The following is a 13,695-nucleotide window of genomic DNA, read 5'->3' as shown; positions in this document are numbered from 1 at the left end:
TAATAATTATGGCGGGCTTAATTGCTCTAAACTCCAGCGCGGCTGGGCGCGTATCGCGGTTTCTTTTTCGGGGATATTTTGTTCTAAACGCATGGCGCCGGCGATGGCAATCATGGCGCCGTTGTCGGTGCAGTATTTAAGATCCGGGAAGTAGGATTTGAAGTGATGTTTTTGGCCCATTTTTTTCAGGGTTTCCCGGAGTTGCAGGTTGGCGCTGACGCCGCCGGAAATCACCAGCGACGTGTGGCCGGTTTGTTTAATTGCACGCAGGCATTTTTTGGTCAGGGTATCGACCACGGCGTCCTGGAAACAAGCGGCAATATCGGCTTTTAATTGTTCAATATCGTCATCATCCTGGTTGTCTTCCCAGGTCAACCGGGTAAAGGTTTTGAGTCCTGAGAAACTAAAATCCAGACCCGGCCGGTTCATCATCGGGCGCGGGAATTTAAAGCGCGTAACATCACCGTGTTCGGCCAATTCAGCAATATAGCGGCCACCGGGGTAGGGCAAGCCGAGCATTTTGGCGGTTTTATCAAAGGCTTCTCCCGCGGCATCATCCAAAGTGTCACCGAGAATTGTATAATCACCCAGGCCTTGTACATCCACTAACAAAGTATGGCCGCCTGAGACCAGTAAACATAAGAATGGGAATTCAGGTTTATCATCGGCCAGTAAAGGTGCTAATAGATGGCCTTCCATGTGATGGATTTCGACACTGGGTATATCCAGAGCCCAGGCCATTGAGCGACCGACACAGGCACCCACCAATAGGGCACCGATCAATCCGGGCCCGGCGGTGTAGGCCACCGCATCGATGTCTTGTAAGGTCATAACCGCTTCTGCACAGACCTGTTCAATTAACGGCACAATTTTACGCACATGATCGCGTGACGCCAATTCCGGCACCACACCGCCGTATTGGGCATGCAATTCAATTTGACTGTACAATTGATCCGCCAGCAATGCACCGGTTTCACTGTTATATAAAGCGATTCCGGTTTCGTCGCAAGAGGATTCAATACCGAGGACAATCATTAGCTGTCTATGTAAGTCACTTTATCGTTTAAATCAGGCCGGGCGCGATCAGCCGGTTCATCGTCTGTCGAGCCGATGTAAACATAACCAATAATCCATTCATGATCAGCAAGTCCCATAGTCTTCTGCGCGTCTTTATCCAAACAAGACCAGCCGGTGACCCATTGGCTGGCATAGCCCAATGCAGCAGCGGCCAAGTTGATATGCTGGGCGACCACAGCACCGGAACAGGTTTGTTCTTCAACCGGCGTATTGCCATCTTGCGGTGAAGACACCACCGCAATCACCAGCGGTGCGCGTTTAAAATTATTGGCTTCGATTTCCAGTTGTTGCGGAATCAGGTCATGCTTTTTAGCCCGGATAGCGGCCAGTTTCTGACCCAGTTGAGCACGGCCTTCACCGCGAATCACCAGTAAGCGCCAGGGTTCGAGTTTTCGGTGATCCGGGACCCGCGTGGCGATGGTTAGTATGGTGTTTAATTCGTCCTCATTAGGACCCGGTTCGGTTAAGTGTTTAATCAGCACTGAACGGCGGTTTTGTAAAAATTCAATCACCTGTGGATGGGCTGTGCGTTGTGACATATTAATACTCAATTTTATCGGTTTTCTTCTGCCAGGCGTCAAAAACACCTAAAGCTTCTTCACGCTGAATCTGTTTAAAGGGTATCTGGCGATTCTCAATGCCGGCGTCAATTTCGTCATAAATCAACTGATCATCAAAATCGATGGCCGCGGCATCTTCACGGCTGCAGGCATAGTAAACCGCTTTCGGACGGGCCCAGTAAATGGCGCCTAAACACATCGGGCAGGGTTCACAAGAGGTGTATATTTCACAATCTTCGAGCTGAAATGTGCCGAGTTTTTGACAGGCTTCACGAATCGCAGTGACTTCCGCATGGGCGGTCGGATCATTATTCGAGGTCACGCCATTGTAACCCTCAGCGATTATCTCACCATCCCTGACCACCACCGAACCAAACGGCCCACCGGCCCCGGCATCCATACCTTCACGCGCCAATTCAATGGCTCGCTGCATAAATTTTTTTTGCATATAAACCTAATTTGTTAAAAGCTTATCATAATCTTACCGACAGATATGTCAATGGTGGCAATATCAAATTGCTAAGCGATTTCTTTAGCTAAATCAGGATGCATGAGCAGAATTTCAGCTAATGTAATTGCAGCCCCACTCGGAGGTATACGACCCTGTTCCCAGTCTCTTAAAGTGCCTACCGGCGTATTAATAAGTTCTGCAAAATCGATCTGATTCATGCCAAGTTTACGACGAACTTTTTTTAATAAGATTTGTTCCGGAGTGTGGACAACACCTTCGCCTGCTAACGCTTCGTTAAGCGATTGGGTGAGACCCGGTAGAGCTTGATCAGCATCATTTTCAGCAGCAGTGACCATGTCAAAAATATCTTTTTTATTAATCATCGTTTAACTCATTCAATAATGTTTTTAAATCATCTGGTGTGGTTGTCTTTTTCTTGCCTTTTTTATAAGCCAAAAGTAAAACAACCTTATCTTCTAAGATGTTCATGTAAATAACTCGTCCAGCACCTCGTTTACCCAAAAAATGACCACCCCAGCGTATTTTCCGTAAACCCTTGCCGTGGGTTATCACTTTACCCACATGGCTATTCATTGAAATATATTCAATAAAATCCTCAATTTCTTCCTCGCTCCAAATCTTACGAGAGGTTTTAATGAAAGTCGGCGTTTCAATAACGGTTTTCATAGACTTAATATACGGATATTCCGTATTAAGTAAAGAAAAGAATGCAACTAAATTAAAAAAATGTGCGGGAAAATATAAACTAATGACGTTTAAATTACGTACAACGAGATCTAAACGTCTTAATATAAAAGAATTAATGGTGCCCGGGAGAGGACTTGAACCTCCACGGGGTTGCCCCCACCAGCACCTGAAGCTGGCGCGTCTACCAATTCCGCCACCCGGGCTCTTGTCAGGACGCTCGTCCTAGATTGAGACCGGCTATTCTACTTGAGGCGGGTAATTCTCACAAGCCCCAATTTCTGATTTAAAAGAATTTTAAACCTGTTATTTAGGTGTTTATTTGGCCCAGATTTGCATCATGATTTGAATCAAGGCACGTAAAGGCGGTAGCCAGTCATTATCATCATAGCAGTGGTAAAAGTTTTCCAGGTATTGGCCGCTTTCATATTCAATAATCAGCCAGTCAATCAGGGGATGACCCAATCCGGCAAACTCCCAGTCCAGCAGCAGCGGTGGTTGTCGACCAATAATATTGCGGGGATTTAAATCAAAGTGGGTGAGGTATTGATTGACCTCCCAAAAGCCCAGTTCAGTGAGTTTATCGAGGTGGCGATGGATGTGGTTTTTAATGCGGTGCTTTTGGTTTTTGGCATAATTCAGTAGGCGTTTGTCGAGACGGCTGTCTGTAAACAGAGGTTGTTCAGTGAGTTCGATTTGATGGAACCGTTTTAATTGATCTGCCAGGGTATTAATAAAGCCTTTATTATTAAAATCGTCAGCTTGCCAGAGTTTGCCGCGACACCAGTCCGTGATTAAGACATTATTCTGCAGGTCGTTGACATGCACCTTTGGACTAATATTTAAAGGCGCAATCAACGCCAGTATCTGTGATTCCCGTTGCCGGTCAACACCTGCAATAACGGCATTGAAGCGCACAAAATAATGCCCTTGTTCGGTGATAACCTGAAAGCTGTGGTTATTTAAACCATGCTTAATCGGCCGGGCTTCAATCAGTCCGGCCTGAGCAATAAATTTAATGTCTTGTAATCTGCGCAGATTGTCGGTCATAGCTTTTAGACCACTGGATGATGCCAATAATCACCATAATAAGGTAAATGGCGAAGAGTCCGGTGAAAAAGTACAGTTCTTTTTGCCAGAACAACCACATGGACACGCTGTCAATCACCAGCCAGTAATACCAGTTCTCATACACTTTGTAGGCGACCAGAATGGTGGTCAACACCGCAAAACACGAAGTGAAGGCATCTAAAAAGGGGTAAGCGGCGCCGTATTGTTGGGTGTATAAGCCGAGCAGCGGTACAAACAAAGCCGTTATCGCAATCCACAACAAGTGTTTTTTGAGCGGCCATTTCTGAATCTGACGCGGGTTATGGCTCTGGCCGCCGCGCCATTGGTACCAGCCGTAAACTGCCATCACCAGATAAAAGACATTGAGCAAAGATTCGCTCAGTAAACTTGCCTGATGGAAAATATATATCGACAGTGCGGTGCTGATAAAGGCAAAAAACCAGCACCAGATATTTTCACGTATGGCCAGCCACAAATACAACACCGCAGTGATAACAGCAATGAGCTCAAGCAAAGACTGGGCCTGAAGACCCTGCCACCAATGGACAAAAAATTCAGGCATACTGGCCGCTGTGTTGATCCAGTAAATCGCCATTCAAAATCTTCATGATAAACGCCGCTTTCGGGGTTTTTTCATGGGTTGCCTGCATGGCGGCATTGACTTTGCTTAACACAGTGGCGTAGTCGCCAAACACCTGGGTGCTTAAATCATTGACCTTAATGGTTAAATCCGGTTCTTTTTTCAATCGCTGGATAAAATCATCGACCACGGTTAAAAAATCTTCGGTTAGCGGGTATAAACTGATATCAACTGATACTTTCATGGGACACATCTCCTAATAATCAAATTCAAAAGTGATACCAAAATGCTGCGGATCACCGAGGTGGGTGTATAGGGTGTCTTCATAATTCGGTGGTTCAAGACCAAAATAAAAACCCCGAACCCCATAGCGTTCATCCAGTACATTTCGGCCCCAGGCATACAGTGCCCACTGAGGTGCCTGATAGCCCACCTTAACATGCAGCAGTTGTTTGCCGTCGGCACGCTGGTCATGGGAGTCGGAAAAATAAAAAGCATCCACCGCCTGATAATCCATACGGGCAAAGAAGCCGCCATCGCCCATATAAGTCAAACCCATATTGGCGGTGTAATTGGGGGCATGGGCTTGTTCACGGCCGCTAAAGTCACCGTCGATGGTGACGTAATCGGTGTATTTAGCTTTTAAATACCCCACAGAACCATGTAAACTCAGATTCCTGTTGACCTGCCACAGCGCATCCATTTCAAGACCGTAATTTTCACCTTCGGCGGCATTGCCGGTGTAATACACATAAGTCAGCGGATCATTGGGGTCACTTTGGAATGAGGTGCTGACTTGCATGTCCTTGCGTTTGGAATAAAACAGCGCGGTATTAAGCTGCAGGCGGTAATCAAATAAAAAAGCTTTGCTGCCGATTTCATAATTAACCAGATATTCCGGGTCATAACTGCGCCGACTATCGGGCAGGGTGGTGCTGAGATTAAAACCACCGGCCTTAAAGCCGCGGGCCACGGTGGCATACAGGTTATGGCGCTTATTCAACTGATGCTTCAGTGAAATCTGACCGCCGAGCATATCGTCTTTGGGTTTCAGGTTGAGTGCATTGTCATCGAAATAATCGGCTTTGCGCTGCTCGAATCGAACGCCGGTTGACAGTGTGGTTTTTTCCGTTAAGTGGCTGTCCAGCTGGCCAAATAAAGCGAATTTATCGGCTTGGTAGTGGTTGCTGAAATCACGATATGGCACACCATCTGATGCTTCCAGTGAATGGTTGTCTTCATCTAAACGCGATAAATACAGACCCACCAGCCAGTCACTGCGATCGTTAAAAATTCGGCTGTCTTGATTCGACAGTACTCTAAACTCCTGGGTGGTATGACGCCGTTCGCGGTCATTGTTGAGGGCGTATTCATAGGGCGCATACTCGCCCCAGTAATCATTATTCCCCCAGTCACCATCAAAAAAGTAAGTAATATCGGCATCGGTTAGGGTGGTGATGCTGACCACATCAAACACGTCTGTTGTCCAGATATTTTTCCAGGAACCTCCGACAGCTTTTTGGGCATCGATACCTAAATCATTGCTGTAGGTGGTGAAGTCATGGGTCGGGGTCCAGACATCAAAGCCGTTATCCTGATCAATCAGCAGTAAACTTACATCACTTTGCCAGCTGTCATTAATTTGAAAGTGAAATTTTCCGCGCAATGTTAATTCATCTTTTTGGTCGCTGTCGTCACGATTTAAAAAAGCATTGTGGCGAAAGCCGTCACTGTTGTATTGATGAACAGCCAGTCGGTAGGCATTTGTTTCACTGTTACCCAGACCACCGGTGGCGCTGAAACCGAGGCTACGAATACCGTCCTGACCCACTGAAAGCCGGCCGTGGTACGCATTTTCGGTACTCGGCGCCTTGGATTGGACATAAATTAAACCGGCCAGGGCATTGGCGCCATAGCGGGTGCCTTGGGAGCCACGCAGCACTTCGATGTGCTCGATATCAAACAAAGTGGCGGCACCACCGATGCCGGTAAAATCCATGTCATCGATAATAAAACCCACCGATGGATTGGGTGCGCCTTCGTATTGAGAGCGCTCGCCGATACCACGGATTTGAAAGTAGCGCGGCCGTGAGGTGGAGCCGGACCAGTTAATATTTGGGACTAAATTTAACACATCCTGAAAATGCTGTTGTCCCGCTTGGTTGAGACTTTCTTCATCTAATACGGTTAAAGAAGCCGGGACTTCACTTTCCGTGGTTTCAACTCGAAAATCAGAAGTGACCTGAATGTCACTCAGCTGCGTTTCATCAGACTGACTGTCTGTGCTGTTTTGGTCGTCGGCGGACAGGGCGATGAAGGATAAGCCCAAAAAGCTTATGGTCGATATTTTTTTTAACATAGGATCTCACTTAAAACCGGCCGGCGTTAAATGAGTCAACAACCGGCATAAAAAGGAGATCCGGTTGAGGCGAGGTGAAATTAATCCATTCCTACGCCGGTATGAACCGGATCAGGTACAAAGGGTTCAGTATTCACTGTCTCAGACTGTCGCATTCGCTCGAGTCGCCCCTTGGATGCTGGGCATTGTAACAAAATAACGAATAAAGTGCGCAATCATTCTGAAAGACGCTGGGTGCCGGCCTGCGCCAGCACGGATTAAGATGCCGTTGTTGCCAGTCGTGGTATGCTGGTGATCAGTTGTTGGGTGTAGCTGTGCTTAGGATGCTGAATAATGTCGCGGCTTGGGCCTTGTTCGATTAATTGACCGTTTTGCATCACCACCAGACGATCAGCAAAGCCACTGACCAGAGCGATGTCATGAGTGATAAATAATAAGCTGAGACTGGTTTCTTCGACCAGCTTTTTCAGCAATGCCACAATCTCTTGCTGTATCAGCACATCCAAGGCGGTGACCGCCTCATCACAAATCAGCAATTCCGGTTCACAGGCCAGAGCCCGGGCAATGGCAATGCGCTGGCGCTGACCGCCGGAAAATTGATGCGGATATCGGTTTAAGGATGTTGCATCTAATTCCACCTGGTTTAAGAGTGACTTTAAGCGTTGTTGACGTTGGGATTTGTCTTTATATAAACCATGAATTGTTAGTGGTTCGGACAGGGATTGTTGAATGGTGAGTTGTGGATTTAACGAAGCATAGGGATCCTGGAAAATCATCTGGATACGCTTTTTGGCTTGACGATTATCAGGTAGCGCTTGTCCTTTAAATAAAATCTCACCAGACTCCGGTGTTTGTAAGCCCACCAGACAGCGACCCAAAGTGGTTTTGCCACTGCCGGACTCGCCCACCAGGCCAACAATTTCCCCGGCATGGATGTGCATATTGGCCTGATTAACGGCGGTGAATTGATGGCTGCGAAACAGGCTTTTGGGTTGTTTAAAAGTGACCGTAAGATTTTTAATGTGCAGTAATGCGGCGGGTTCAGATTTAAACGTTTTATCTTGTAATTTTTTCAGGCCGGCGGCGGCCAGTAATTGTCGGCTGTAATCGGTTTGTGGTTCATTAATCAGTGTATGTGTATCGGCGGTTTCGACAATTTCGCCTGATTGCATGACAGCAATGCGGTCGGCGACCTGCGCCATGACTGCCAGATCATGGCTGATAAACAGCATCGCCATAGCGTATTTTTCTTGTAGTTTTTTCAGCAGCTTAATAATGTGTTCCTGGGTGGTGACATCCAGGGCGGTGGTCGGCTCATCGCAAATTAACAGGTCGGGCTGACAGGCCACCGCCATGGCAATCACCGCCCGTTGTTTCTGACCGCCGGAAAGTTGGTGCGGATAGCGATTGTGAAAATCGGCCGGTAACCGGACATCACTCAACAGTTGGTTAAGCCGATGCTGGCGTTGTGAATGGTTTAAGTGGCTGTGTAAAACCAGCATTTCAGTGATTTGCCGGCCAATGGTTTGTACCGGGTTAAATGCGGTCATGGGTTCTTGAAACACCATGGACATACATTGGCCCCGAATATCCTGCCATTGTTTTTGATTGAGTCCGGTTAGTTTGCGGTTGTTAAAAATGATTTCACCACGCAATAAACTGTTGGTCGGCTGAATACCCATCAGGCATTGGGCGGTGAGTGATTTACCGCTGCCTGATGCGCCCGCCAGTCCAATCGTCTCTCCGGCCTGTAACTGAAAGGACAGATTTTTTAAGGTGGCCGCATGGGTTTGCTGAAATTGCAGCGAGAGATTTTGGACGCTCAGAATCGGATGGTCATGCATTGTTTTATTTTAGGTGATTAGGATTATGTCAACAAGACACCGGTTTAAAAACACCATTCAAACCCCATTTATGTTTGTTTAAAAACCGCATTGAGCAATTATGAAAGAATATATTAAACACTGGTTCGCCGAGTTTGGTATTAAATTGGTCCAATGGCAGACGGCATTGGTCATGGTTGGTGTGATTGTTGTCACGGCCTTGCTGGTTCACTGGTTGTTTCATCGGGTCATGCATAATGTGGTGGATAAACTGACCCGTAAATCAAGACGCTTATGGCGGGATATTCTGTTTGAAGAGAAATTGTTCAGCCGCCTTGCCCTCACGGTACAGGGCATTATTATTTTTATTCAAATCAGGTTGTGGTTAAACCAGGACACCACGCTGTTTAACTGGTTACAGACCTTAACCTTACTGTGGATTACGCTGTTTATATTATTAACCATATTTTCACTGGTTGATGGCGTCGGTTACATGGCCAGGGAGCATAAACGCACCCGTAATCTGCCCATTCAGGGTTTTTTACAGGCGATCAAATTGCTGTTCACGGTGGTGGCCATTATCTTTATGATTGCGGTGGTGATCAATAAATCACCCACCCTGATTATCAGTGGTTTGGGTGCCATGACGGCGGTTATGATGCTGGTGTTCAAAGACCCGATTTTAGGCTTTATTGCTGGTATTCAATTATCCGCCAACGACATGCTACGCATTGGTGACTGGCTGGAGATGCCCAGTTACGGTGCCGATGGTGATGTCATTGAAATTGCGCTAACTACGGTGAAGGTACAAAACTGGGATAAAACCATTACCACCATTCCCACTTATGCGCTGATTTCAGATTCTTTTAAAAACTGGCAGGGCATGACCCAGTCCGGCGGCCGGCGCATTATGCGTAATATTTATATTGATGTTACCAGCGTGAAATTTATGGATGATGAATTAATGGAACGTCTAAGTCAGGCGAGTTTACTGGCGCCTTATCTGGAAGAAAAGAACAAAGAAATTAAAGCTTATAACAAAGCGCATAATTTCAATATGGAAGTGAAAATCAATGGGCGTCGCTTAACTAACCTGGGCACTTTACGGGCGTATTTAGTGAATATGCTAAAAAATCATCCAGGGATTCATCAGGACATGACCCTGATGGTGCGTCAGCAGGCCGCTGAAAATCAGGGCATACCTTTGCAGATTTATGCCTTTACCAATACCACCGTATGGGCCGAATATGAGGCCATTCAAAGCGATATTTTTGATCATATTTATGCCGTGATTGATGCCTTTGAATTACGCATTCACCAGTCACCGGGCAGTGCCGATGTGCGTTTTTTGCGCGAGGCATTGGCACAGCCGGCACAAGAGAAAACATCGCAAGCTTTACCGGACGCCGATGCCGGTGCTGAACCGACAGCTGATTCATCGAGGACGTAAGCGTTTTGGGTCCCAGTAGTCTCTTAAACCATCACCGAGTAGATTAAAGGCCATTAAAGTCAGTGATAAAAAGGCTCCGGGAATCCACAGTGACCAGGGGGCGGTTTGCAGGTTATCCACGCCTTCACTGACCAGCGTACCCCAGGAAGTATTGGGTTCTTGTACGCCAAGACCCAGAAAAGAAATAAAGGATTCAATCAGAATAACCTGAGGAATGGTTAAAGTGGCATAGACAATCACCACGCCGCGTAAATTCGGCAAAATATGTCGGCTTAAAATCCGGGTGGTGGATTGACCCATGGCCTGCGCGGCTTCCACATAGGCTTGTTTTTTTAGTACTAAAGTCTGGCCGCGGACGATGCGCGCGGTGTCGAGCCAGATATAACCGCCAATGGCGATAAACAACAAAATCATGTGCTGACCAAAAAACACCAGCAGCAATATAACCAGAAACAGAAACGGCAGCGCATACAGGACATCCAGAAACCGCATCATGAAGCGATCCGTGCGGCCGCCCAGATAACCCGATAACAAACCGTAACTGACACCAATCAGTAAACTCATACAGGTGGCTACCAGAGCCACCAGTAAGGATAAACGCCCACCTAATAATGTCCGGACATAGAGATCCCGACCCATAACATCGGTGCCGAACCAGAACTGACTGCCCGGTGCCTGCGCCATGGCATCCCAGTGAATAAAATCCGGTTGCTGGCTTGATAACCAGGGGCCGATAATGACCCACAAAGACATGATAATTAACCAACTCAGTGCAAGTTTAATTTTCATCTTTGCTCACCGGCACGCGGATCGAGCCATCGGTAGAGTGCATCAGCCAACGTATTCATTATCAGCATCAGTAAGGCGACCACCAGCACCACACCCAGAACCAGGGTGTAATCCCGGTTTAAAGCGCCTTGCACAAAGTAACGGCCCATCCCGGGCAAACCAAAAATTTGTTCCACCACCACCGAGCCGGTGATTAAGCCCACCGAAGCAGGTCCTAAGAAGCTCACCACCGGCAGCATCGCCGGTTTAAAGGCGTGCATCCATAACACCCGGGATTCGCTGCAGCCTTTGGCACGGGCGGTGGTGATATAGGGTTTTTGCAGTTCTTCCAGTAAAGCGCCGCGAAATAAGCGGGTGATATAAGCAATAAAGGGTAGGGCCAGGGTGATGACCGGCAGCACCAGATGATTCATTTGACCACCATTCCAGCCGCCCACCGGTAGCAGTGGCCAATAGACGGCCAGTGCCAGAATCAGTAAGGGACCAATCACAAAATTGGGTACGCTGATACCAAAAACAGCAGTGATGCCAATCAAAAAATCAGTCGGTTTATCCGCCCGTTGAGCGGCCAGCACACCTAAAGGCAATCCAATTAATAGCGCCAACAGTAAAGCCCAAATGCCCAATGTGGCTGAAATCGGTAAGCCATAGGCAATCAGTTCGTTAACCGTTTGGTCGGGGTATTGAAAAGACGGGCCTAAATCACCCTGTAATACCTGCACGAGGTAGCTGCCGTACTGAACCATCACCGGTTGGTCTAATTGGTATTTGGCGGCGATTTGCGCAGCGGCCTCAGCGGTTAACTGGCGCTCAGAATCAAAAGGACCACCGGGTGCCACCCGCAGCAACACAAAGGTGATGGTCAGCACCAGCCACAGCACCGGAATTGCCCACAGCAGTCTTTGCCAGAGCAAACGAATCATGGCTTAGGTAAGGTGTGTTCTTGGGACTTCATTCACTTTTGTTCCCGACAAAAGTGAAAGCGGCCACGGCGAACACTTCTTATAACTTCGCGCTCTTCGCCTCTGATTGGCCTCCAGGGATGGAGGCCTGTCGCGAGAGCTTGGAGCGGAAGCGGCCGCTTCGCTCACCAACCGGCTCGGCGGGTCGTGCTGCTCAGCAGCACTCCATTGAGAATAGAATCGCTGATTTTTTCTGCCATCATCATGGTCGGGGCGTTGGTGTTACCGGAAATAAGCGTTGGCATCACTGAAGCATCCACCACCCGAAGTCCTTCAATGCCATGAACTTTAAGCTGACTATCTACCACTGCCATATCATCGCTGCCCATTTTGCAGGTGCCGATGGGGTGGTAAATGGTTTCCGCTTTTTTGCGGATAAATTCGGTGATCTCCGCTTGGCTTTGCACGTCATCCCCCGGGAATATTTCCTTGTCTCGATAGGCATCAAAAGCGGGTTGCGCAAAAATTTTCCGCTGAATATCAAAACCGGCCAACATGGTGTCAAGATCACCATCTGCACTGAGGTAATTGGCTTGAATCAAAGGTGCACTGTCGGGCTTGTTGTCCGCCAGGGTGATTTGACCGCGACTATTCGGGCGTAACATACACATATGCAGGGTGTAGCCGCTGCCTTTCATGCGATTACGACCATGATCATCCAAAATAGCCGGGACAAAATGAAATTGTAAATCCGGCCGGTCATCTTCGGCCAGGGGACTTTGCCAGAAGCCACCCGCTTCAGCAATATTAGATGTGCCTGGGCCTTTATTGAATAAATAATATTTCAGGCCGGTCATTAACTCGTTGATGGTGTCGTAGGTGATGTTTTGGCGGCTGCCCTGCACCAGACAAACATCCAAATGGTCTTGTAAATTCTGACCGACGCCGGGCAAATCATACACCACGTTGATACCGTGTTCTTGTAGCTGTGTTTTTTCGCCAATGCCTGATAGCATCAGTAGCTGCGGTGAATTAATGGCGCCACCCGAGATAATGACTTCTTTTGTGGCATGGAATTGCTTTTGGGAGTTTTTATGCCGAACTTGAACACCGCTTGCACGCCTGCCATCAAACAAAACCTTTTCAGCCAGTGCCTTTGTGATCACGGTCAGATTTTCGCGATCCATAGCGGGGTTTAAATAAGCCTGGGCGGCGGAATGGCGTTTGTTATCTTTTTGGGTGACCTGGTACAAGCCAAATCCCCGCTGATGCGCGCCATTAAAATCATCGGTGCGGTCATAACCGGCTTGTTCAGCGGCCTCAATAAAGACCTGGCTGAGCGGATTTACATAACTTAAATCAGACACCGATAAAGGGCCATCGTTACTGTGATAGTTATCATCAAGGCTTTGGTTGTTTTCGTTTTTCAGGAAATAAGGCAGCACATCATCATAACCCCAACCGTCATTGCCCAAGTCACGCCAATGGTCATAATCTTTACGGTGACCGCGGCAATAGCACATGGCGTTAATCGATGATGAACCACCGAGGACTTTGCCGCGCGGCCAATACAAACGGCGATTATTTAATTCGGGCTCGGGCTGGGTGTGATAGCCCCAATTCAGGCTTTTTAAGGTGGCGAGTTTGGATAATCCGGCCGGCATATGAATCATCGGATTCCAGTCTTTGCTGCCGGCTTCCAATAACAGCACCCGGTTGTTGGGGTCTGCACTGAGGCGATTCGCCAGCACACAACCGGCGGAACCGGCGCCAACAATAATATAATCAAAAGTAGTCAAAATAGGTCATTCTATGAAACGTTCGTTTATTGTAACGCAAAGCCCCATAAGTCGTCATTGTTTAGCTGGCTGAAGATTTGAAAAAGTGTCTATTAATCCCCATTAAAGTACCAGTTTAAAAGATTTATC

The 13,695-nt window shown here is 47.6% G+C and carries 14 protein-coding genes, 1 tRNA gene and 1 riboswitch; of the genes, 1 reads left to right on the top strand and 14 read right to left on the bottom strand.

Translation table 11 applies throughout. From position 1 onward, the window contains the following. Positions 1 to 6: 6 nt before the first annotated feature. The 11 genes from tsaD to IEV16_RS06250 form a co-directional block, all read right to left on the bottom strand. Positions 7 to 1,035, bottom strand: a complete 1,029-nt coding sequence (gene tsaD / locus IEV16_RS06300; RefSeq protein WP_188364834.1) for a tRNA (adenosine(37)-N6)-threonylcarbamoyltransferase complex transferase subunit TsaD — start codon at positions 1,033 to 1,035, stop codon at positions 7 to 9. Continuing rightward, a complete protein-coding gene (locus tag IEV16_RS06295; protein ID WP_188364833.1) occupies positions 1,035 to 1,616 on the bottom strand; it encodes a nitroreductase family protein in 582 nt (193 codons plus the stop codon). The genes tsaD and IEV16_RS06295 overlap by 1 nt, the downstream gene beginning before the upstream one ends. A 1-nt stretch (position 1,617) precedes the next feature. After that, on the bottom strand, positions 1,618 to 2,085 hold the full coding sequence (locus IEV16_RS06290; protein WP_188364832.1) for a nucleoside deaminase: 468 nt from the start codon (positions 2,083 to 2,085) through the stop codon (positions 1,618 to 1,620). Positions 2,086 to 2,156: 71 nt separating this feature from the next. Further along, the gene (locus tag IEV16_RS06285) at positions 2,157 to 2,471 is read right to left on the bottom strand and encodes a helix-turn-helix domain-containing protein (protein WP_188364831.1); all 315 of its coding nucleotides are present in this window, start codon (positions 2,469 to 2,471) and stop codon (positions 2,157 to 2,159) included. After that, on the bottom strand, positions 2,464 to 2,775 hold the full coding sequence (locus IEV16_RS06280) for a DNA-binding protein (RefSeq protein ID WP_188364830.1): 312 nt from the start codon (positions 2,773 to 2,775) through the stop codon (positions 2,464 to 2,466). The genes IEV16_RS06285 and IEV16_RS06280 overlap by 8 nt, the downstream gene beginning before the upstream one ends. A 137-nt stretch (positions 2,776 to 2,912) precedes the next feature. Beyond that, a tRNA-Leu gene (locus IEV16_RS06275) sits at positions 2,913 to 2,999 on the bottom strand. A 112-nt stretch (positions 3,000 to 3,111) separates the two neighbouring features. Further along, complete coding sequence (locus tag IEV16_RS06270; RefSeq protein ID WP_188364829.1) at positions 3,112 to 3,843, bottom strand: phosphotransferase; 732 nt, start codon at positions 3,841 to 3,843, stop codon at positions 3,112 to 3,114. Next, positions 3,809 to 4,459: a nicotinamide riboside transporter PnuC gene (gene pnuC / locus IEV16_RS06265; RefSeq protein WP_229728268.1), complete on the bottom strand. Its 651-nt coding sequence runs from the start codon at positions 4,457 to 4,459 to the stop codon at positions 3,809 to 3,811. Before pnuC ends, IEV16_RS06270 begins: the two co-directional genes overlap by 35 nt. Continuing rightward, positions 4,419 to 4,688: a YkoF family thiamine/hydroxymethylpyrimidine-binding protein gene (locus tag IEV16_RS06260; protein WP_188364828.1), complete on the bottom strand. Its 270-nt coding sequence runs from the start codon at positions 4,686 to 4,688 to the stop codon at positions 4,419 to 4,421. Before IEV16_RS06260 ends, pnuC begins: the two co-directional genes overlap by 41 nt. A 12-nt stretch (positions 4,689 to 4,700) precedes the next feature. Continuing rightward, positions 4,701 to 6,803, bottom strand: coding sequence for a TonB-dependent receptor (locus IEV16_RS06255; protein ID WP_188364827.1), 2,103 nt, complete (start codon positions 6,801 to 6,803; stop codon positions 4,701 to 4,703). A 71-nt stretch (positions 6,804 to 6,874) separates the two neighbouring features. Next, positions 6,875 to 6,985, bottom strand: a riboswitch (TPP riboswitch). 75 nt (positions 6,986 to 7,060) lie between these two features. Next, complete coding sequence (locus tag IEV16_RS06250) at positions 7,061 to 8,647, bottom strand: dipeptide ABC transporter ATP-binding protein (RefSeq protein ID WP_188364826.1); 1,587 nt, start codon at positions 8,645 to 8,647, stop codon at positions 7,061 to 7,063. A 100-nt stretch (positions 8,648 to 8,747) separates the two neighbouring features. Here IEV16_RS06250 and IEV16_RS06245 point away from each other — a divergent pair, with 100 nt between their 5' ends. Further along, the gene (locus tag IEV16_RS06245) at positions 8,748 to 10,076 is read left to right on the top strand and encodes a mechanosensitive ion channel family protein (RefSeq protein ID WP_188364825.1); all 1,329 of its coding nucleotides are present in this window, start codon (positions 8,748 to 8,750) and stop codon (positions 10,074 to 10,076) included. On the opposite strand, the gene IEV16_RS06240 is transcribed toward IEV16_RS06245, so the two are convergent. The 3 genes from IEV16_RS06240 to IEV16_RS06230 all read right to left on the bottom strand — a co-directional run bounded on the left by IEV16_RS06240 (position 10,062) and on the right by IEV16_RS06230 (position 13,566). Further along, on the bottom strand, positions 10,062 to 10,865 hold the full coding sequence (locus tag IEV16_RS06240; RefSeq protein ID WP_188364824.1) for an ABC transporter permease: 804 nt from the start codon (positions 10,863 to 10,865) through the stop codon (positions 10,062 to 10,064). The two genes, IEV16_RS06245 and IEV16_RS06240, sit on opposite strands and share 15 nt — an antisense overlap. Further along, positions 10,862 to 11,788 carry an ABC transporter permease gene (locus tag IEV16_RS06235; RefSeq protein WP_188364823.1) on the bottom strand — a complete coding sequence of 309 codons (927 nt, stop codon included), beginning with the start codon at positions 11,786 to 11,788 and terminating at the stop codon, positions 10,862 to 10,864. Before IEV16_RS06235 ends, IEV16_RS06240 begins: the two co-directional genes overlap by 4 nt. A gap of 164 nt (positions 11,789 to 11,952) precedes the next feature. Next, on the bottom strand, positions 11,953 to 13,566 hold the full coding sequence (locus IEV16_RS06230; RefSeq protein ID WP_188364822.1) for a GMC family oxidoreductase: 1,614 nt from the start codon (positions 13,564 to 13,566) through the stop codon (positions 11,953 to 11,955). Between the last annotated feature and the right edge of the window lie 129 nt (positions 13,567 to 13,695).

It is taken from the genome of Marinicella pacifica (assembly GCF_014636635.1).
GTDB classification, from domain to species: Bacteria; Pseudomonadota; Gammaproteobacteria; order Xanthomonadales; family Marinicellaceae; genus Marinicella; species Marinicella pacifica.
This window is presented reverse-complemented; position numbering and strand designations above follow the sequence as displayed.

What these genes read in the sequence shown, in the direction of transcription:
- tsaD (WP_188364834.1), bottom strand. Translation starts at nt 1,035, where the DNA reads ATGATTGTCCTCGGTATTGAATCCTCTTGCGACGAAACCGGAATCGCT.
- IEV16_RS06295 (WP_188364833.1), bottom strand. Translation starts at nt 1,616, where the DNA reads ATGTCACAACGCACAGCCCATCCACAGGTGATTGAATTTTTACAAAAC.
- IEV16_RS06290 (WP_188364832.1), bottom strand. Translation starts at nt 2,085, where the DNA reads ATGCAAAAAAAATTTATGCAGCGAGCCATTGAATTGGCGCGTGAAGGT.
- IEV16_RS06285 (WP_188364831.1), bottom strand. Translation starts at nt 2,471, where the DNA reads ATGATTAATAAAAAAGATATTTTTGACATGGTCACTGCTGCTGAAAAT.
- IEV16_RS06280 (WP_188364830.1), bottom strand. Translation starts at nt 2,775, where the DNA reads ATGAAAACCGTTATTGAAACGCCGACTTTCATTAAAACCTCTCGTAAG.
- IEV16_RS06270 (WP_188364829.1), bottom strand. Translation starts at nt 3,843, where the DNA reads ATGACCGACAATCTGCGCAGATTACAAGACATTAAATTTATTGCTCAG.
- pnuC (WP_229728268.1), bottom strand. Translation starts at nt 4,459, where the DNA reads ATGGCGATTTACTGGATCAACACAGCGGCCAGTATGCCTGAATTTTTT.
- IEV16_RS06260 (WP_188364828.1), bottom strand. Translation starts at nt 4,688, where the DNA reads ATGAAAGTATCAGTTGATATCAGTTTATACCCGCTAACCGAAGATTTT.
- IEV16_RS06255 (WP_188364827.1), bottom strand. Translation starts at nt 6,803, where the DNA reads ATGTTAAAAAAAATATCGACCATAAGCTTTTTGGGCTTATCCTTCATC.
- IEV16_RS06250 (WP_188364826.1), bottom strand. Translation starts at nt 8,647, where the DNA reads ATGCATGACCATCCGATTCTGAGCGTCCAAAATCTCTCGCTGCAATTT.
- IEV16_RS06245 (WP_188364825.1), top strand. Translation starts at nt 8,748, where the DNA reads ATGAAAGAATATATTAAACACTGGTTCGCCGAGTTTGGTATTAAATTG.
- IEV16_RS06240 (WP_188364824.1), bottom strand. Translation starts at nt 10,865, where the DNA reads ATGAAAATTAAACTTGCACTGAGTTGGTTAATTATCATGTCTTTGTGG.
- IEV16_RS06235 (WP_188364823.1), bottom strand. Translation starts at nt 11,788, where the DNA reads ATGATTCGTTTGCTCTGGCAAAGACTGCTGTGGGCAATTCCGGTGCTG.